Source organism: Streptomyces sp. NPDC088157 (assembly GCF_044741545.1).
Classification (GTDB): Bacteria; Actinomycetota; Actinomycetes; order Streptomycetales; family Streptomycetaceae; genus Streptomyces.
In genome coordinates this window covers 292,481-310,452 of record NZ_JBIUSU010000001.1, presented here as the reverse complement: position 1 = coordinate 310,452, position 17,972 = coordinate 292,481, and the positions used below count along the sequence as shown (strand labels likewise).

At 71.3% G+C, this 17,972-nt stretch carries 17 protein-coding genes; 11 read left to right on the top strand and 6 right to left on the bottom strand.

What is annotated here, in order from left to right:
- Window positions 1-75: 75 nt before the first annotated feature.
- A complete protein-coding gene (locus ACIPFH_RS01350; protein WP_401821929.1) occupies window positions 76-2,334 on the bottom strand; it encodes an ATP-dependent RecD-like DNA helicase in 2,259 nt (752 codons plus the stop codon).
- Window positions 2,335-2,563: 229 nt separating this feature from the next.
- Here ACIPFH_RS01350 and ACIPFH_RS01345 point away from each other — a divergent pair, with 229 nt between their 5' ends.
- From ACIPFH_RS01345 to ACIPFH_RS01320, 6 genes are all read left to right on the top strand, one after another.
- Entirely contained in the window at window positions 2,564-3,778 is a 1,215-nt protein-coding gene (locus ACIPFH_RS01345) for a substrate-binding domain-containing protein (RefSeq protein ID WP_401821928.1), read from the top strand.
- Window positions 3,775-5,310, top strand: a complete 1,536-nt coding sequence (locus ACIPFH_RS01340) for a sugar ABC transporter ATP-binding protein (RefSeq protein WP_401821925.1) — start codon at window positions 3,775-3,777, stop codon at window positions 5,308-5,310. The genes ACIPFH_RS01345 and ACIPFH_RS01340 overlap by 4 nt, the downstream gene beginning before the upstream one ends.
- On the top strand, window positions 5,300-7,249 hold the full coding sequence (locus ACIPFH_RS01335; RefSeq protein ID WP_401821923.1) for a substrate-binding domain-containing protein: 1,950 nt from the start codon (window positions 5,300-5,302) through the stop codon (window positions 7,247-7,249). Before ACIPFH_RS01340 ends, ACIPFH_RS01335 begins: the two co-directional genes overlap by 11 nt.
- Before the next feature lie 128 nt (window positions 7,250-7,377).
- A complete protein-coding gene (locus tag ACIPFH_RS01330; RefSeq protein ID WP_401821921.1) occupies window positions 7,378-8,283 on the top strand; it encodes a ribokinase in 906 nt (301 codons plus the stop codon).
- Window positions 8,280-8,669, top strand: coding sequence for a D-ribose pyranase (gene rbsD / locus ACIPFH_RS01325; protein WP_401821919.1), 390 nt, complete (start codon window positions 8,280-8,282; stop codon window positions 8,667-8,669). The genes ACIPFH_RS01330 and rbsD overlap by 4 nt, the downstream gene beginning before the upstream one ends.
- Window positions 8,670-9,069: 400 nt before the next feature.
- Window positions 9,070-10,278 carry an esterase/lipase family protein gene (locus ACIPFH_RS01320; protein ID WP_401821917.1) on the top strand — a complete coding sequence of 403 codons (1,209 nt, stop codon included), beginning with the start codon at window positions 9,070-9,072 and terminating at the stop codon, window positions 10,276-10,278.
- 67 nt (window positions 10,279-10,345) lie between these two features.
- Here the strand turns inward: ACIPFH_RS01320 and ACIPFH_RS01315 are convergent, their stop codons facing one another.
- Window positions 10,346-10,603: a GntR family transcriptional regulator gene (locus ACIPFH_RS01315; protein ID WP_401821915.1), complete on the bottom strand. Its 258-nt coding sequence runs from the start codon at window positions 10,601-10,603 to the stop codon at window positions 10,346-10,348.
- 164 nt (window positions 10,604-10,767) lie between these two features.
- On the opposite strand from ACIPFH_RS01315, the gene ACIPFH_RS01310 reads away from it, so the two are divergent.
- The gene (locus ACIPFH_RS01310; RefSeq protein WP_401821914.1) at window positions 10,768-11,058 is read left to right on the top strand and encodes a hypothetical protein; all 291 of its coding nucleotides are present in this window, start codon (window positions 10,768-10,770) and stop codon (window positions 11,056-11,058) included.
- Window positions 11,055-11,315, top strand: coding sequence for a hypothetical protein (locus ACIPFH_RS01305; protein WP_401821913.1), 261 nt, complete (start codon window positions 11,055-11,057; stop codon window positions 11,313-11,315). Before ACIPFH_RS01310 ends, ACIPFH_RS01305 begins: the two co-directional genes overlap by 4 nt.
- A 78-nt stretch (window positions 11,316-11,393) precedes the next feature.
- On the opposite strand, the gene ACIPFH_RS01300 is transcribed toward ACIPFH_RS01305, so the two are convergent.
- The 3 genes from ACIPFH_RS01300 to ACIPFH_RS01290 are packed head-to-tail and all read right to left on the bottom strand — an operon-like array spanning window position 11,394 to window position 14,538.
- Window positions 11,394-12,194 (bottom strand): sugar phosphate isomerase/epimerase family protein, encoded by an 801-nt coding sequence (locus ACIPFH_RS01300; RefSeq protein WP_401823695.1) that lies wholly within the window; start codon window positions 12,192-12,194, stop codon window positions 11,394-11,396.
- A gap of 35 nt (window positions 12,195-12,229) precedes the next feature.
- Entirely contained in the window at window positions 12,230-13,384 is a 1,155-nt protein-coding gene (locus tag ACIPFH_RS01295) for a dihydrodipicolinate synthase family protein (protein ID WP_401821911.1), read from the bottom strand.
- Window positions 13,381-14,538 (bottom strand): Gfo/Idh/MocA family protein, encoded by a 1,158-nt coding sequence (locus ACIPFH_RS01290; RefSeq protein WP_401821909.1) that lies wholly within the window; start codon window positions 14,536-14,538, stop codon window positions 13,381-13,383. Before ACIPFH_RS01290 ends, ACIPFH_RS01295 begins: the two co-directional genes overlap by 4 nt.
- Window positions 14,539-14,814: 276 nt before the next feature.
- On the opposite strand from ACIPFH_RS01290, the gene ACIPFH_RS01285 reads away from it, so the two are divergent.
- The 3 genes from ACIPFH_RS01285 to ACIPFH_RS01275 all read left to right on the top strand — a co-directional run bounded on the left by ACIPFH_RS01285 (window position 14,815) and on the right by ACIPFH_RS01275 (window position 17,204).
- Window positions 14,815-15,861, top strand: coding sequence for a LacI family DNA-binding transcriptional regulator (locus tag ACIPFH_RS01285; RefSeq protein ID WP_401821908.1), 1,047 nt, complete (start codon window positions 14,815-14,817; stop codon window positions 15,859-15,861).
- Window positions 15,858-16,241, top strand: coding sequence for a hypothetical protein (locus ACIPFH_RS01280; RefSeq protein WP_401821906.1), 384 nt, complete (start codon window positions 15,858-15,860; stop codon window positions 16,239-16,241). Before ACIPFH_RS01285 ends, ACIPFH_RS01280 begins: the two co-directional genes overlap by 4 nt.
- 174 nt (window positions 16,242-16,415) lie before the next feature.
- Window positions 16,416-17,204, top strand: coding sequence for a sugar phosphate isomerase/epimerase family protein (locus ACIPFH_RS01275; protein WP_401821905.1), 789 nt, complete (start codon window positions 16,416-16,418; stop codon window positions 17,202-17,204).
- A gap of 162 nt (window positions 17,205-17,366) precedes the next feature.
- Here the strand turns inward: ACIPFH_RS01275 and ACIPFH_RS01270 are convergent, their stop codons facing one another.
- The gene (locus tag ACIPFH_RS01270) at window positions 17,367-17,972 is read right to left on the bottom strand and encodes an RBBP9/YdeN family alpha/beta hydrolase (protein ID WP_401821902.1); all 606 of its coding nucleotides are present in this window, start codon (window positions 17,970-17,972) and stop codon (window positions 17,367-17,369) included.

Sequence of the window (17,972 nt, the reverse complement as noted above, 5' to 3'; positions counted from 1 at the left end):
TGCTCTGTGACCTTCATGACTCATTTGATCGATCATTTTTTCCGACCGCCCGAAAATCGCACGAGCCCGATGCGGTCAGCGGCCCGCCAGCCGGAAGTCCAGGGCCGTACAGCGGCGGCCCGCCGACACCGTGCGCACCGCCTGGCCGATCGCCTTGCGTGAGCCGACGAGGACGACCAGCTTCTTGGCGCGGGTCACGGCCGTATACAAGAGGTTCCGCTGAAGCATCATCCATGCTCCCGTGGTGACCGGGATCACCACTGCGGGATATTCACTTCCCTGTGAACGGTGGATGGTCACCGCGTACGCATGGGCGAGTTCGTCCAGTTCGTCGAACTCGTACGGAACCTCCTCGTCCTCGTCGGTCAGCACCGTGAGGCGCTGGTCGACGGGATCGAGCGCGGTCACCACGCCCACGGTGCCGTTGAAGACGCCGTTCTTCCCCTTGTCGTAGTTGTTGCGGATCTGGGTGACCTTGTCACCGACGCGGAAGACCCGGCCGCCGAACCGCTTCTCGGGCACGTCGGGCCGGCCGGGGGTGACGGCCTGCTGGAGCAGACCGTTGAGGGCGCCGGCGCCGGCCGGGCCGCGGTGCATGGGCGCCAGCACCTGTACGTCCCGGCGCGGGTCCAGGCCGAACTTCGCCGGAATGCGCCGGGCGGCCACGTCCACCGTGAGGCGGCCGGTCTCCTCCGTGTCGTCCTCGACGAAGAGGAAGAAGTCCTTCATGCCGTCGGTGACCGGGTGCTGTCCGGCGTTGATCCGGTGCGCGTTGGTCACCACGCCGGACTGCTGGGCCTGGCGGAACACGCGCGTGAGGCGCACGGCCGGCACCGGGCTGCCGTCGGCGAGGAGATCGCGCAGTACCTCGCCCGCGCCGACGCTGGGCAACTGGTCGACGTCGCCGACGAAGAGCAGGTGCGCGCCCGGGGGTACGGCCTTGACCAGCTTGTTGGCGAGGAGCAGGTCCAGCATCGACGCCTCGTCGACCACCACGAGGTCGGCGTCCAGTGGGCGGTCCCGGTCGTAGGCCGCGTCGCCGCCGGGCTTGAGCTCCAGCAGGCGGTGGACGGTGGAGGCCTCGGCGCCGGTCAGCTCGGCCAGCCGCTTGGCGGCGCGGCCGGTGGGGGCGGCCAGCACGACCTTGGCCTTCCTGGCACGGGCCAGCTCCACGATCGAGCGGACGGTGAACGACTTGCCGCAGCCGGGGCCGCCGGTGAGCACGGCGACCTTCTCGGTCAGGGCGAGCCGGACGGCCGCCTCCTGCTCGGGCGCGAGGTCCGCCTTCGTGCGGGCCTTCAGCCAGGCAAGCGCCTTGTCCCAGGCCACGTCACGGAAGGCCGGCATCCGGTCCCCGTCGCTGCGCAGCAGTCGCAACAGCTGTGCGGAGAGCGAGAGTTCGGCCCGGTGGAAGGGGACCAGGTAGACGGCCGTGACGGGTTCCGCCGCGCCGTCCGGGCCCGGGACCTTCTCCCGTACGACTCCGGGGTCCTCGCCCTCCTCCGGGGGCGCCGCGAGTTCGGCGAGGCACTCGATGACCAGGCCGGTGTCGACCTGGAGGAGCTTGACCGCGTCGGCGATCAACCGCTCCTCGGGGAGGTAGCAGTGGCCCTGATCGGTGGCCTGGGACAGGGCGTACTGGAGGCCCGCCTTGACCCGCTCGGGGCTGTCGTGCGGGATGCCGACGGACTGGGCGATCTTGTCGGCGGTGAGGAAGCCGATGCCCCAGACGTCCGAGGCGAGCCGGTAGGGCTGGTTCCTCACCACGGAGATGGAGGCGTCGCCGTACTTCTTGTAGATGCGCACCGCGATGGAGGTGGACACCTCGACGGTCTGGAGGAAGAGCATGACCTCCTTGATCGCCTTCTGCTCCTCCCAGGCGTCGGCGATCTTCTTCGTGCGCTTCGGGCCGAGGCCGGGGACTTCGATGAGCCGCTTCGGCTCCTCCTCGATGATCTTCAGGGTATCCATGCCGAAGTGCTGGGTGATGCGGTCGGCGAAGACCGGGCCGATGCCCTTGACCAGGCCGGATCCCAGGTAGCGGCGGATGCCCTGGACCGTGGCGGGCAGCAGGGTCGTGTAGTTCTCGACGGTGAACTGCTTGCCGTACTGCGGGTGCGAGCCCCAACGGCCCTCCATCCGCAGTGACTCGCCGACCTGGGCGCCGAGCAGCGCGCCAACGACGGTCAGGAGGTCGCCGCCGCCTCTGCCGGTGTCGACGCGGGCGACCGTGTAGCCGTTCTCCTCGTTCGCGTACGTGATGCGCTCGAGCACGCCTTCCAGCGTGGCCTGTCGCCGTTCTCCCGCCTGGGCGGCCCCCGCCTGATCGGTCATGATCCGACGTTACCGCCCGCCACCGACAGTCCCCGAGGGCGTAGCGCCGGGCGTTCGCCGGGTGCTGCCGGGCCTCCGTCGGCGCCGTTCATCACGATCCGGTCTCGGGATGTGGTTGAGGGCTTGATTAATCCCCGTGTAATCGATTCCAATCCTTCGTAACCGCCGATGTAATCGATTCCACGACATCGGCGTTCATGAACCGAATCCACAAGGAGGTGGGGCGGCGATGGCGAGCATCAAGGACGTCGCGGCCGAGGCGGGGGTCTCCGTCGCCACGGTGTCGCGCGTCCTGAACGACCATCCGTCGGTCAGCGAGGACGCACGCACGCGTGTGCTGGCCGCCGTCGAGGCGCTGGGCTACCGCCCGAACGCCGTCGCCCGGTCGCTGCGCACCGACCAGACCCACACCCTCGGCCTGGTCATCAGCGACGTGATGAACCCGTACTTCACCGAACTGGCCCGCTCCGTCGAGGGGGAGGCCCGGGCGCTGGGCTACAGCGTCATCATCGGCAACGCCGACGAACGGCCCGATCTCCAGGACCACCACGTACGGAGCCTGCTGGACCGCCGGATCGACGGCCTCCTCGTCTCCCCCACGGACGGCGGCTCGCCGCTGATCCTCGACGCCGCGCGCGCGGGGACGCCGATGGTGTTCGTCGACCGGTGGATCCCGGGCGTGGACGTGCCCGTGGTGCGGGCCGACGGACGCGCCGCCGTGCGGGACCTCGTCGCGCATCTGTACGGGCTGGGGCACCGCAGGCTCGCCATCATCGCGGGGCCGGCCGCCACCACGACCGGCAGCGAGCGCGTCGAGGCCTTCCGGGCCGCCATGGCCGAATACGGGCTTCCCCTCCCGGACGCCTACATCGGCCAGGGCGACTTCCAGGCGGAGAGCGGCCGCCGGGTCACCGAGGGCTTCCTCGACCTGCCCGAGCCGCCCGAGGTCGTGTTCGCCGCCGACAACCTGATGGCGCTGGGCGCGCTGGACGCCGTACGCGCGCGTGGGCTGCGCGTTCCGCACGACCTCGCGCTCGCCGCGTTCGACGACATCCCGTGGTTCGTGCACACCGACCCGCCGATCACGGCGCTCGCCCAGCCGACGGGCGAGCTGGGACGGGCCGCCGTGCGAGCACTCGTCGACCGCATCGAGGGGCGGCCCCCACAGTCCGTCACCCTGGCCGCCCGGCTCGTCGTGCGCCGCTCGTGCGGCGAGCCCGCCGCGGCGGGGCCGTCCGCGACTCCGGACCCCTCCGCAACCCGGCCGCCTTCCGCGGCACCGGACTCACACGCCACCGCCAAACCCCCGGCCCCCTCGGAGCCGACCGCTCGGCCGGAAACCTCGGAGCCGACCGCTTCTCCGTCGGCGCCCCGCGCCGCCGATGAGCCGCCTGCGCGGGATCCTTCCGCGCAGCCCCCCGTGACGAACAGGAGCCAGACGTGAGCAACGCGGACGAGTTGCTGCGCATCGAGGGCATACGCAAGACCTTCCCCGGTGTGGTCGCGCTGGACAGCGTCGACTTCGATCTGCGCCGGGGCGAGGTGCATGTGCTGCTCGGTGAGAACGGCGCGGGCAAGAGCACCCTCATCAAGATGCTCTCCGGCGCCTACCGGCCCGACGCCGGTCGGATCCTGGCCGGCGGCGAGGAGGTGCGCATCCATGGCGCGCAGGACTCGGCACGCCTCGGGATCGCCACCATCTACCAGGAGTTCAACCTCGTCCCCGATCTGACGGTCGCCGAGAACATCTTCCTGGGCCGGCAGCCGCGCCGTTTCGGGATGATCGACCGCAAGCGGATGGAGGCCGAGGCGGCCGTTCTGCTGGAGCGGGTGGGGGTGAGGGTCTCGCCACGCACGCGTGTGCGTGAACTCGGCATCGCCCGCCTCCAGATGGTCGAGATCGCCAAGGCGCTCAGCCTGAACGCGCGCGTGCTGATCATGGACGAGCCGACCGCCGTGCTGACCTCCGAGGAGGTCGAGAAGCTCTTCGCCATCGTGCGCAGGCTGCGCGAGGACGGCGTCGGCATCGTGTTCATCACGCACCACCTCGAGGAGATCGCCGCCCTCGGCGACCGGGTCACGGTCATCCGTGACGGCAGGAGCGTCGGACAGGTCCCGGCCGACACGCCCGAGGACGAACTCGTACGGCTCATGGTGGGCCGCTCCATCGAGCAGCAGTACCCCAGGGAGCGTGCCGGGACGGGCGCCGCGCTGCTGTCCGTCGAGGGGCTCACCCGGGACGGCGTCTTCCACGACGTCGGCTTCGAGGTGCACGCCGGTGAGGTCGTCGGTGTCGCCGGGCTCGTCGGCGCCGGTCGTACCGAGGTCGTACGGGCCGTGTTCGGGGCGGACCCGTACGACCGGGGAGCCGTCCGGGTCGGCGGCGCGGACCTCCCCCGGTACGACGTGAACGCCGCGATGGCGGCCGGGATCGGACTCGTGCCCGAGGACCGCAAGGGCCAGGGGCTGGTGCTCGACCAGTCGGTCGAGGAGAACCTCGGGCTCGTGACCATGCGGGCCGCGACCCGCGCCGGCCTGGTGGATCTGAAGGGCCAGCACGAGGCGGCGGCGCGGATCGCGGGGCAGCTGGGGGTGCGGATGGCGGGCCTCGGCCAGCAGGTGCGCACGCTGTCCGGCGGCAACCAGCAGAAGGTCGTCATCGGCAAGTGGCTGCTCGCCGACACCAAGGTGCTGATCCTCGACGAGCCGACGCGCGGGATCGACGTCGGCGCGAAGGTCGAGATCTACCAGCTCATCAACGAGCTCACGGCCGCCGGTGCCGCCGTCCTGATGGTCTCCAGCGATCTGCCCGAGGTGCTCGGCATGAGCGACCGGGTGCTGGTGATGGCCCAGGGCCGGATCGCCGGCGAGCTGTCGGCCGACGAGGCGACCCAGGACTCCGTCATGGCGCTCGCCGTCAGCACCACCCCCACCCACAACGAAACCGAAGAACTGGAGGCCGGCCGTGGCCGCTGAGACGCTCAAGAGCGGGGCGGGCGCCGGTGGCGCCGCGGCGGTCCGCCGTCTGCTCCTCGACAACGGCGCGCTGACCGCGCTGATCGTCCTCGTCATCGCCATGTCGGCGCTGTCGGGTGACTTCCTGACCACGGACAACCTGCTCAACGTGGGTGTCCAGGCGGCCGTGACCGCCATTCTCGCCTTCGGCGTGACCTTCGTGATCGTCTCGGCGGGCATCGACCTGTCGGTCGGCTCGGTGGCGGCCCTGTCGGCCACCGTGCTGGCCTGGAGCGCCACGCAGCACGGTGTGCCGGTGGTACTGGCGGTGGTCCTGGCCGTCGCGACCGGTGTCGCGGCCGGTCTGGTGAACGGTTTCCTCATCGCCTACGGCAAGCTGCCGCCGTTCATCGCGACGCTCGCGATGCTGTCGGTGGCGCGCGGTCTGTCGCTGGTGATCTCCGAGGGCTCGCCGATCGCCTTCCCCGACTCGGTCTCGCACCTCGGTGACACGCTCGGCGGCCGGCTGCCGGTGCCGGTGCTCGTGATGGTCGTGATGGGGCTGATCGCCGCGTTCGTGCTCGGCCGGACGTACATCGGCCGTTCGATGTACGCCATCGGCGGCAACGAGGAGGCGGCACGCCTCTCCGGCCTGCGGGTGAAGAAGCAGAAGCTCGCGATCTACGCGCTGTCCGGGGTGTTCGCGGCCGCGGCGGGCATCGTGCTCGCCTCCCGGCTGTCCTCGGCCCAGCCGCAGGCCGCCGACGGCTACGAGCTGGACGCGATCGCCGCGGTCGTCATCGGCGGCGCCTCCCTCGCGGGCGGTACGGGCAAGGCCTCGGGCACGCTGATCGGCGCGCTGATCCTGGCGGTGCTGCGCAACGGCCTCAACCTGCTGTCCGTGTCCGCCTTCTGGCAGCAGGTCGTCATCGGTGTCGTCATCGCGCTGGCCGTGCTCCTGGACACGTTGCGCCGCAAGGCGGGGGCGACCCCGGTGGCGGCCGGGGCGGGCGGCGGCGGCAAGGGCCGGCAGGCGGCGACGTACGGTCTCGCGGCCGTGGTCACCGTGGCGATCGTCGGCGCGACCTCCTTCCTGCACGGCGGTGCCGGGGCGAGCACGAACCCGAAGGTCGGTCTGGCGCTGTCCACGCTCAACAACCCGTTCTTCGTGCAGATCCAGTCGGGCGCGAAGGCGGAGGCGAAGAAGCTGGGCGTGGACCTGACGGTCACCGACGCCCAGAACGACGCCTCGCAGCAGGCCAACCAGCTCCAGAACTTCACCAGTTCCGGCTTCGACTCGATCATCGTCAACCCGGTGGACTCGGACGCGGCGAGCAACCCGGTGAAGGCCGCCGACAAGGCGAAGATCCCGGTGATCGCGGTCGACCGGGGCGTCAACAAGGCCACGGTGGACGCGCTGGTCGCCTCCGACAACGTGGCCGGCGGTGAGCTGGCCGCCAAGACGGTCGCCGAGAAGCTGGGCGGCACCGGCAAGATCGTGATCCTTCAGGGCCAGGCGGGCACCTCAGCGGCGCGGGAGCGGGCGGAGGGTTTCGCCAAGGGTCTGAAGGCCTACCCCGGCATCCAGGTGCTGGCCCAGCAGCCGGCCGACTTCGACCGCACCAAGGGCCTCGACGTGATGTCGAACCTGCTCCAGGCGCACCCGGACGTCCAGGGCGTCATCGCCGCCAACGACGAGATGGCGCTCGGCGCGATCAAGGCGCTGGGCTCCAAGGCGGGCAGGTCCGTCCAGGTCGTCGGCTTCGACGGCACGCCGGACGGGCTGACGGCCGTCAAGAACGGCACGCTGTACGCGTCGGTGGCACAGCAGCCGTCCCAGCTGGGCAGGATCGCTGTGGACAACGCGCTGAAGGCGTTCCAGGGCAAGAAGGTCGAGGAGACGGTGAAGGTGCCGGTGAAGGTGGTCACGAAGGAGAACGTGGCCGGGTTCAGCGGCTGAGTTCCGGCGAGCGGGCGGACGGTCGCTCCGGGGGCATCCCCGGGACAGCTCCGGGGCATCCCCGGGGACGTCCCCGGGACATCTCCGGGGGCCGTCCGCCCCGAGTCACGTATCAGGGGAGTCACTTCATGTACGACCACGACCTTCTGGTCGTAGGGTCGGCCAACGCCGACCTGGTGATCGGTGTCGAGCGCAGGCCCGCCGCCGGGGAGACGGTCCTCGGTTCCGACCTGGCCGTCCACCCGGGCGGCAAGGGAGCGAACCAGGCCGTCGCGGCCGCCCGGCTCGGGGCCCGTACGGCCCTGCTGGCCCGGGTCGGCGACGACGCGTACGGCCGGCTGCTGCTCGACTCGCAGCGGGCGGCCGGGGTCGACACGGCCGGCGTCCTGGTGGGCGGGGCGCCCACGGGCGTCGCGCTGATCACCGTGGACCCGTCGGGCGACAACAGCATCGTGGTGTCACCGGGGGCCAACGGCCACCTGACGCCGGCGGACGTCCGCGCGGCCACCGGCCTCCTCCACGCCTCCCGCGTGGTGTCGGCGCAGCTGGAGATCCCGCTGGAGACGGTCGTGGAGGTCGTGGGAAACCTGGCGGCGGGCAGCCGCTTCGTGCTGAACCCGTCCCCGCCGCGTCCGTTGCCCGCCGAGGTGCTGGCGGCCTGCGACCCGCTCATCGTCAACGAGCACGAGGCGAAGGTGATCCTCGGCGAGGCGGCGGGCGTCGGCGACGAGCCCGAGGAGTGGGCGCGGCTGCTGCTCGCGAAGGGGCCGAAGTCGGTGGTCGTGACGCTGGGCGGCGAGGGTGCGCTGGTGGCGTCGGCGGAGGGCGTCTCCCGGGTGCCGTCCGTGAAGGTGACGGCGGTGGACACAACCGGTGCGGGTGACTCGTTCACGGCCGCGCTGGGGTGGCGGCTGGGCACGGGTTCGTCCCTGGCCGAGGCGGCGGCGTACGCGGCGAGGGTCGGGGCGGCGGCCGTGACCCGGCCAGGGGCGCAGGAGTCGTTCCCCACCGCCGCGGAGGTCGAGGCCCTGTGAGGAAGACCGGGATACTCAACCGGCATCTCTGCGGTGCGCTGGCCGAGTTGGGGCACGGGGACGGCGTGCTGGTGTGCGACGTCGGTATGCCGGTCCCGGACGGGCCGCGGGTCGTGGACCTCGCCTTCCGGGCGGGGGTGCCGTCGTTCGCGGAGGTGGTCGACGGGCTGCTCGCCGAGCTGGTCGTGGAGGGCGCCACGGCGGCGACGGAGGTCCGGGAGGCCAATCCCGCGGCGGCCGGGCTGCTGGACGGGCACTTTCCCGAGCTGGTGCTGGTCCCGCACGAGGAGCTGAAGAGGCTCTCGGCGGGGGCACGGCTGGTGGTGCGGACCGGCGAGGCACGGCCCTACGCGAACGTGCTGCTGCGGTGCGGGGTGTTCTTCTGAGGTCCACCGACCGACACCGAAGCTTCGAGGGGGTCCGGTCCGTCGACCGGGCCCCCTCGGCTCTTCCCCTCCGTATCAGAACCCCCGCGATCCCCCCGGATCCCCCTCCAGAAGCCCTGATGCCAAGTACGACACGCTTCCGGCGGGAAGGGTTGCACGGTTTCCGGGGAATTTTTCGGTGGGAATTCGGCAGGCGTTCGACATGACCCCGGTAAGGGAACGGCAAGCGAACGGAAGTGCGAAGAGAACAGGCCAAAGGCACATGCCAGGCGCACTAAACAGTTTCCGTGCGTATTCCATCAATTATGGTGAAAGCCCCAGCTCATTCGGGTGATACGCCCGAATTGCCCCCGATGATGACGTCGTCTCCCAAGCCTCTCCCACAAGGAGTACGACGACCATGTCGGACACGACCGAGCCCAACGTCGGTACGTTCACCCTCGCCGATCCGCTGACCACGGCACCCGCCGAACCGGTCGAGGTACCGGACCACGCCGAGTGGCCTCTGCCGAACGGCTTCGCCTGGGTCTTCCCCGCCGACGGCAACACCACCGGCGACGTCGTCCGGCCCGTGATCATGGCCGACGGCTTCAACCTCGGCCGCAGCGAACTGGACAAGACCTACCAGGGACTGGAAAGCGGCTACAAGTTCATCAGCGAGCTGCACCGGCGCGGCAGAGACGTGATCCTCCTCGGCTTCGAGGAGCGCAGCGCGTCCATCATGGACAACGCACGGGCGGCCGAAGCGGCGATCATGAAAACCATCAGCCACCGTCAGGGCCACACCAGGCTGGTCGTCGGCGGGTTCAGCATGGGCGGCATCGTCACCCGCTACGCGCTGGCCGATCTGGAGAGGAAGCGGATGGACCACCAGACCGCGCTGTACTTCTCCTACGACAGCCCGCACCGCGGCGCCTCCATCCCCGTCGGTGTGCAGGCGTTCTCGCACTTCATCCCGTTCCCGAACGACTTCGCGAGGCAGATGGACAGCCCGGCCGCGCGCCAGATGCTGTGGCGGCACTACGACAAGGACACCAAGAAGATCGGGGTCGCTCCGGAGCGCACCGAGTTCCTGGACGCCCTGAACCGGCTCGGCGGCTGGCCGCAGATCCCGATGAAGATCGCCGTCGCCAACGGCCGCGCCGACGGCATCGGCCTGCCCGACGTGACGCCCGGCGAGGTCGCGCTGCGGATCGACCGCATCTACCCCGGCACCACCTTCTACACCCAGGCCCAGGGCGACGACGTCACGGCCGCCTACCTCTACCGGCGTTTCCCCGAGGCCGAAGAGACCGTCACGACCAGCGACTTCCCGGAGGTGGACGGCGCTCCCGGCGGCACGCTGCACACGTACAGGATCCTGGCCGACGCGATGCGGAAGCTCGGCGGCACGGTGGACCTGCGGCACGAGGAGGTCTGCTTCGTCGCGTCGGTGAGCGCGGTGGCCGTCCGCGACGTCGAGACGCAGGAGGACCTGTACACGCCGATCGGGCAACTCGCCTCGGACAAGAGCGAGTTGGACGACTACTTCTGCTCGCCCACGACCACCGCGCACACGGCGATCACCGCTGAACTCTGTACCTGGCTGATGGACCGCCTGCCCGACTGACCCGACACCCACCAGGCACCACCGGGGCCGCCCGTCCGCTCACATCCCGCGGAGGGCGGCCCCTTCGTCACACCTCGGCGGCGGGCGGCAGGGGGTCGGAGACGAATGACCCTCGGGCGCGTACGGTCACCACCAGCCCCCTGTCCCGAAGGATGTCCAGAGCGCGGCGGACCGTGCCCGGACCGACCTTGTGCTCGTGCGTCATGGTCAGTTCGCCCGGCAGCCGCGTGCCCGGCGGGTACTCGCCGGAACGAATCTTCCGTTCGATGATCGCGGCGAGCTGTTCATAGACGTACTGCGGCGAATCGGGGCTGATCTTGTCCACCCGTCGACCGTATGACGCCACCATCAACCACGCATTACTTAGTACTACTACCAACCACTACCTACCACTACTGCTACGCAGGTAGAGTTCGGCGAACCAAAGACGCCCCGGCAGGAAGGTGAAAGCTTCCACACCGGGGCTGAGCCGACACTAGGAGTCGACCTATGCGCAGCCTACTGGCCGCGATCCTGAGCCTCTTCCTGCCGCCTCGCGGAGCGCACCGCGCCCTCGACCCGGTCACGTTCCCGCTCCCGCTCCCGTTCCCGGCCGCCTCCGCGCAGCGGCCCGCCGACGTGATCCCCGCCGATGCTCTGCCCCTGGTCCGGCCGTACCTCGCCGTCTGGGAACGCGAGCGTGACGAACGGGACCGCAGGCAGCTCCAGCGGGAGCGGCGCCGTGCGGCGGTCCTGGCCACCCTGGGCCAGGACTACATCCCGTCGGGGGCCGCCGCATGAGCGCGAGGAGGTTCCGCAGCCTCGGCGTCGACCCCGCCACCGGCAAGGAGGCGTTCGTGGTCGCGCGCGCCGGCGGGGTGCTCGAGGAACTGGCCGACGCGCATGCCCTCAAGGCCGCCGCCGTCCTGGTGACGGTCGTCGGCGCCGTACTGGAGGGAGGCAGATCGTCGGACACCGAACTCGCGGCCTTCGTACCTTGCCTCCACGCGGCGCTCGAGGAATGCGTGGGCATCATGGCTGCGGACAGGGAGCGATGACGCAGCGGGCCGCCGGGCGCCGGAGTGACTCCGGCGCCCGGCGGCCCCCGGACTCCACGAGCGGCCCGCAGCCGTCGCTCAGAGGGTCAGGTTCTCCGCGAACCTCTGTGCCGTCTCGACGAGCACTTCCCTGCCGTCCCGCGCCCACAAGGCGTCGTTGAACAGTTCGACCTCGATCGCGCCCGTGTAGCCGGCCGTCTCCACGTAGGTCTGCCATTCGCGCATGTCGATCGCGCCGTCGCCGATCTGGCCGCGGCCGTTCAGTACGCCCTCGGGCAGGGGCGTCGTCCAGTCGGCGAGCTGGAAGGTGTGGATACGGCCGGACGCGCCCGCCCGGGCGATCTGCGCGGGGGCCTGGTCGTCCCACCAGATGTGGTACGTGTCAACCGCGACGCCCACCTGGTGGGCCGGGAAGCGTTCCGCGATGTCCAGGGCCTGGGTGAGGGTCGAGACCACGCAGCGGTCCGAGGCGTACATGGGGTGCAGGGGCTCGATGGCCAGCTTCACCCCGTGGTCCTCTGCGTACGGGCCCAGCTCCGTCAGCGCGTCCGCGATGCGTTCGCGGGCTCCGCGCAGGTCCGTCGAGCCCGGCGGGAGGCCGCCGGAGACGAGGACCAGGACCTCGGTGCCCAGGGTCGCCGCCTCGTCGATCGCCCGGCGGTTGTCGGCCAGGGCCGCCGCGCGCTCGTCCGGGTCGATGGCGGTGAAGAAGCCGCCACGGCACAACGTCGTGACCCTCAGGCCCGCGTCACGGACCAGCTTCGCCGTCCTGTCGACGCCGTACGTCCGGACCGGGTCGCGCCAGAGGCCCACGTTGCCGATGCCCAGGTCGCGGCAGGCCGTGACCAGTTCGGGCATCGACAACTGCTTCACCGTCATCTGGTTGATGGAGAAGCGGGTCAGGTCCGGGTCGCTCACTGGGTCACTCCGTACAGGGCGAGCAGGTTCTTCATCCGTTCCTCGGCCAGCTTCGGGTCGGGGAACAGGCCCAGTCCGTCGGCGAGTTCGTAGGCGCGGGCGAAGTGCGGGAGGGAGCGGGCCGACTGGAGGCCGCCGACCATCGTGAAGTGCGACTGGTGGCCGGCCAGCCAGGCCAGGAACACCACGCCCGTCTTGTAGAAGCGGGTGGGGGTCTGGAACAGGTGGCGGGAGAGGTCGACCGTGGGGTCGAGCAGGGCGCGGAAGCCTGCCGTGTCGCCCGTGTCCAGGACCCGGACCGCCTCCGCCGCCAGCGGGCCCAGCGGGTCGAAGATGCCGAGGAGGGCGTGGCTGAAGCCCTTCTCGTCGCCCGCGATCAGCTCGGGGTAGTTGAAGTCGTCGCCGGTGTAGCAGCGGACGCCCTGCGGCAGCCTGCGGCGGACGTCGATCTCCCGCCCGGCGTCCAGCAGCGAGACCTTGATGCCCTCCACCTTGTCGGGGTGGGCGGCGATGACCTCCAGGAAGGTGTCCGTCGCCGCGTCCAGGTCCGAGGAGCCCCAGTAGCCCTCCAGCGCCGGGTCGAACATCGGGCCCAGCCAGTGCAGGACCACCGGCTCCGTGGCCTGGCGCAGGAGGTGGCCGTAGACCTCGAGGTAGTCCTCGGGGCCCGACGCGGCGGCGGCCAGGGCGCGGGAGGCCATGAGGATGGCCCGGGCGCCGGAGGCCTCGACCAGGGCGAGTTGCTCCTCGTAGGCCGCGCGGACCTCTCCGAGGGTCGCCGGACCGGTGAGCTGGTCGGTGCCGACTCCGCAGGCGATGAGGCCGCCCACCGATCGGGCCTCGGCCGCCGACCGGCGGATCAGTTCGGCCGCGCCCGCCCAGTCCAGGCCCATGCCGCGCTGGGCGGTGTCCATCGCCTCGGCCACGCCGAGCCCGTGGGACCACAGATGGCGGCGGAAGGCGAGGGTGGCGTCCCAGTCGACCGCGGCGGGCGAGTCGGGCGTGGTGTCGGCGAAGGGGTCCGCGACGACGTGCGCCGCCGAGAAGACCGTACGGGAGGTGAACGGCGCGCCGGTGGTGAGGGCGAGGGGCTCGGTGCGGGGCTCGTAGGTCCGCAGGGTTCCCTCGGCGCCGGGGAGCTGGATCGTCACAGCGTGACCTCCGGGACGTCCAGACGCAGGCCCTGCGAGGAGGACTTCAGGCCCAGCTCGGCGAGCTGGACGCCGCGGGCGCCGGCCAGCAGGTCCCAGTGGTAGGGGGCGTCGGCGTAGACGTGCTTGAGGAACAGCTCCCACTGGGCCTTGAAGCCGTTGTCGAACTCGCCGTTGTCGGGCACCTCCTGCCACTGGTCGCGGAAGACCTCGGTGGCGGGGATGTCCGGGTTCCAGACCGGCTTGGGGGTCGCGCTGCGGTGCTGGACGCGGCAGTTGCGCAGGCCGGCGACCGCCGAGCCCTCCGTGCCGTCGACCTGGAACTCCACGAGCTCGTCGCGGTTGACCCGGACCGCCCAGGAGGAGTTGATCTGGGCGATGGCCCCGCCGTCGAGTTCGAAGATGCCGTAGGCGGCGTCGTCGGCCGTGGCGTCGTAGGGCTTGCCGTTCTCGTCCCAGCGCTGCGGGATGTGGGTGGTGGCGATGGCCTGGACGGACTTCACCCGGCCGAACAGCTCGTGCAGGACGTACTCCCAGTGCGGGAACATGTCGACGACGATGCCGCCGCCGTCCTCGGCGCGGTAGTTCCAGGACGGGCGCTGGGCGGCCTGCCAGTCGCCCTCGAAGACCCAGTAGCCGAACTCGCCGCGGACGGAGAGGATCCGGCCGAAGAAGCCGCCGTCGATGAGGCGCTTGAGCTTCAGCAGACCCGGGAGGAACAGCTTGTCCTGGACGACGCCGTGCTTGATGCCCGCGGCGGTGGCGAGGCGGGCGAGTTCGAGGGCGCCGTCGAGGCCGGTGGCCGTCGGCTTCTCGGTGTAGATGTGCTTGCCGGCGGCGATAGCCTTCGTGAGGGCCTCCTCGCGGGCGGAGGTGACCTGGGCGTCGAAGTAGATGTCGACGGTGGGGTCGGCGAGGACCGCGTCGACGTCGGTGGAGACGTTCCGCGGGTCCAGGCCGTGGCGCTCGGCCAGCGTCCTCAGCGCGTGCTCGCGGCGGCCGACGAGGATGGGTTCCGGCCACAGCACGGTGCCGTCGCCGAGGTCGAGGCCGCCCTGTTCACGCAGGGCCAGGATGGATCGGACGAGGTGCTGGCGGTAGCCCATGCGTCCCGTCACGCCGTTCATGGCGATACGCACCGTCTTGCGTGTCACGTCGGTCCCTTCGTGGGCGTTGTACGCGGTGGTTGCGCGCCGCGTACGCCTCTTCCTGATCAGCGTTACAGCAAGCGCTTTCTATACAAGGAGAAGCTAGCCTCTGACCACTGGTCCATACAAGACCGTGTCCATCCTGAGTTGTTCGAGGGGGCGAACAACCGGGGTACTGGGCCGTAAGGTCTGCTCGACACGCCCGGAACCGGACCCGCGAGGTTGCTGTCCACCAGGGCGTATGACGACATACGACGAGACGCGTGACCGGAGGACGACTAGATGACGGTGACCCTGGCGGACGTGGCGGCCCGTGCGCAGGTCTCGCCCGCGACGGTGTCGCGCGTGCTGAACGGGAACTACCCCGTCGCCGCCACCACCCGGGAGCGGGTCCTGCGGGCGGTCGACGAGCTGGACTACGTGCTGAACGGGCCGGCGAGCGCCCTGGCGGCCGCTACTTCCGACCTGGTCGGCATCCTGGTGAACGACATCGCGGACCCCTTCTTCGGGATCATGGCGAGCGCGATCCAGTCGGAGATCGGAGGGCCCGGCGGGCGGGCCGGCGGCGAACGGCTGGCGGTGGTCTGCAACACCGGGGGCTCGCCGGAGCGCGAGCTGACCTACCTGACGCTGCTGCAGCGGCAGCGGGCCGCGGCCGTGGTGCTGACCGGCGGGGCCATGGAGAACGAGCCGCACGCGGCGGCGGTGGCGTCGAAGCTGCGCCGGCTGGGCGAGGCGGGGACGCGGGTGGTGCTGTGCGGTCGGCCGCCGGCGCCGGAGACCGCCGCGATCGCGCTGACGTTCGACAACCGCGGGGGCGGGCGGGAACTGACCGAGCATCTGATCGGGCTCGGGCACCGGCGGCTCGGCTACATCGCGGGACCGGAGGAGCGGACGACCACCCGGCACCGGCTGGAGGGCCACCGGGCGGCGCTGGCCTCGGCCGGTATCGAGGAGGACCCCCGCTGGACCGTGCACGGGCGCTACGACCGCCGGGCGGGCTACGAGGCGACGCTGGAACTGCTGCGCCGGGACCCCTCCCTGACGGCGGTGGTCGCCGCCAACGACTCCGTCGCCGTCGGCGCCTGCGCGGCCCTGCGCGACTCCGGCCTGCGCATTCCGGACGACGTCTCGGTGGCCGGTTTCGACGACCTCCCCTTCAGCATCGACGCGGTGCCCTCCCTGACGACGGTGCGGCTGCCGCTGGCCGAGGCCGGAGCGCGGGCGGGCCGCATCGCCATGGGCCGCGAGGAACCGCCGCCCGGCGGAATCGCCACGGTCCGGGGCGAGTTGATGGTGCGCGGCTCTTCGGGGGTGCCGCGGGCGTGAGACTGCCCCTCGCGCACGATCGGGCCGAGCTGATCGAGGTCGTCCGGATCGGCGACCCCGCCGGGCATCTCACCTCGCGGGGTCTGACCGGTGACGTCGTCGAGGTCTGGGCAGGGGAAGAGGTGCGACAGTTCCTGCACCTGGTCGGCGAGCTCCCGGACAGCCCCAGATACCGCTGCTTCGTTCCTGGTTGGGGCATCCGCGCGTACGACGACACCGATCCCGAGCCGCTCTTCGAGATCGCGTTCTGCTTCCGATGCAACGGAGCCCGCGTCCGGGGACGTGACGTCACGGACGAGCAGGGGCACCAGGACTTCGAAGCGGACAGTCCGGCCGGACGGGAGCTGCTGCGCCGGTTCCGCGCCTGCACTCCCGGGTGAGACGTCGCGGACCCCGATGGGGAGCCGCCGCGCCGCTTCCCGCGCCTGCACTCACGGGTGAAAGGTCGCGGACCCGATCGGGAGCCGCCGCGCCGGTTCCGCCGCCTGTGCTCCCGGGTGAAGCGTCGCGGCCCCACTGGACCCGAGCCCCGTACCGGGGTAACAGTGGTGACCATGAAGTTCGCGTTCTCCACCCTCGGCGTTCCCGGTCTTCCCCTCTCCGAAGTGCTGCGGCTCGCGGTCGCGCACGGCTATCACGGCGTGGAGCTGCGCGCCCATCCCGAGGAGCCGGTCCACCCCGGGCTCGGTCCGGACGAACGGGCCGACGCCGCCGCCGAGTTCAAGGCGGCGGGCGTCGAGATCCTGGGGCTCGCGGGCTACCCGCGGGTCGCCGCGCCGGGGGACGACGAGGCCGTGATCGAGGAGATCCGGGACCTCGTCGAGCTCGCCCATGACCTCGGGGCGCCCTTCGTCCGCGTCTTTCCCGGCGGCGAGGACGAGCACGCCGACGCCATCGCCGCCCGGCGGCTCGCCACCGCCGCCGAGTACGCCGCCGACCTCGGCGTACGCATCCTGCTGGAGACCCACGACTCGCACCGCACCGGCGCGGACGCCATCCGCGTGCTCGGTCCGGTCGGGCATCGGCAGGTCGGCGCGCTGTGGGACGTCATGCACACCTGGCTGGGCGGCGAGCAGCCGCTGGAGACCTACGCGGCGCTCTCGCCGTACCTGGGGTACGTGCAGGTCAAGGACATCGCCTCGGCCGAGGACAGCACCCCCCTGGCGCTCGGTGCCGGGGTACTGCCGCTCGCCGAGTGCGTGGAGGTCCTGACGCGGCACGGCTGGGACGGGTGGCTGTGCTGGGAGTACGAGCGGCGCTGGTACGAGAACGCCGAGCCGCTGCCCGGCCTGCTGAGCGGCGGACGAGAGCATCTCGGCCGCCTGCTGAACGACTCCGCGTGAGCGTGCGGAGGGGACGGCCGCCGGGGTGGCCGACACGGCCGACGGACGCCGCCGGCTGCTGATGCACGGCGCGGAGGCGGACCCGCGGCTGACCCGCGCCCTCCCCGACCGACCGCACCGCTCCGGACCGGGCCGCGCCGCCGCCGCTCGGCGTGTCGTGGGTCATCGCACCGTGAGCCTCGCCCGGCCGTCCGCGCACCACTCCAGCACCGACGGCCAGGGGCCGTAGCCGGCGTCGAGGTCGAGGTGGGCGGCGCCCGGGAGGAGTTCGGCGGTGAGGCCCAGGGGGTCGCCGTAGGCCGCCTGTACGCCTTCCGGGAGGTACGGGTCGTCGTCCCCGGCGACGAGCCTGGTCGGGTGCGGGAGCGTGAGCGGGCGGCCGTCAGGGCGCCCGACGACGCCTCCGGCGAACGCGAACCCCTCGACCTCCGGATACCGGGCGAGGACCGAGCCGGACGGCGGAGCCACCAGCAGCACCCGGTCGACGCCGACGAGCCCCGGCAGATCGCGGGCCACGGCGTGCAGCCAGAGCAGGACCGAGAGGCTGTGGGCGACGACCACCCGCTCCGCACCGGCCGCGAGGGCGTCGAGGTGACGGGCCAGTTCCGTCAGCCACACCTCCAGGTCGGGGTCGTCCGGGTCGGGCAGCTGCGGGTAGGTGACCTCGTGGCCGAGTTCGGTGAGGCGGTCGGCCAGCCAGTGCTGCCAGTGGTTCTCGGGGCGGTGGTTCTGCCAGCCGTGCAGGATGAGATAGGAGCGCGTGGTCAT

What these genes read in the sequence shown, in the direction of transcription:
- ACIPFH_RS01350 (WP_401821929.1), bottom strand. Translation starts at nt 2,334, where the DNA reads ATGACCGATCAGGCGGGGGCCGCCCAGGCGGGAGAACGGCGACAGGCC.
- ACIPFH_RS01345 (WP_401821928.1), top strand. Translation starts at nt 2,564, where the DNA reads ATGGCGAGCATCAAGGACGTCGCGGCCGAGGCGGGGGTCTCCGTCGCC.
- ACIPFH_RS01330 (WP_401821921.1), top strand. Translation starts at nt 7,378, where the DNA reads ATGTACGACCACGACCTTCTGGTCGTAGGGTCGGCCAACGCCGACCTG.
- ACIPFH_RS01320 (WP_401821917.1), top strand. Translation starts at nt 9,070, where the DNA reads ATGTCGGACACGACCGAGCCCAACGTCGGTACGTTCACCCTCGCCGAT.
- ACIPFH_RS01310 (WP_401821914.1), top strand. Translation starts at nt 10,768, where the DNA reads ATGCGCAGCCTACTGGCCGCGATCCTGAGCCTCTTCCTGCCGCCTCGC.
- ACIPFH_RS01305 (WP_401821913.1), top strand. Translation starts at nt 11,055, where the DNA reads ATGAGCGCGAGGAGGTTCCGCAGCCTCGGCGTCGACCCCGCCACCGGC.
- ACIPFH_RS01300 (WP_401823695.1), bottom strand. Translation starts at nt 12,194, where the DNA reads ATGACGGTGAAGCAGTTGTCGATGCCCGAACTGGTCACGGCCTGCCGC.
- ACIPFH_RS01285 (WP_401821908.1), top strand. Translation starts at nt 14,815, where the DNA reads ATGACGGTGACCCTGGCGGACGTGGCGGCCCGTGCGCAGGTCTCGCCC.
- ACIPFH_RS01275 (WP_401821905.1), top strand. Translation starts at nt 16,416, where the DNA reads ATGAAGTTCGCGTTCTCCACCCTCGGCGTTCCCGGTCTTCCCCTCTCC.
- ACIPFH_RS01270 (WP_401821902.1), bottom strand. Translation starts at nt 17,972, where the DNA reads ATGACCACGCGCTCCTATCTCATCCTGCACGGCTGGCAGAACCACCGC.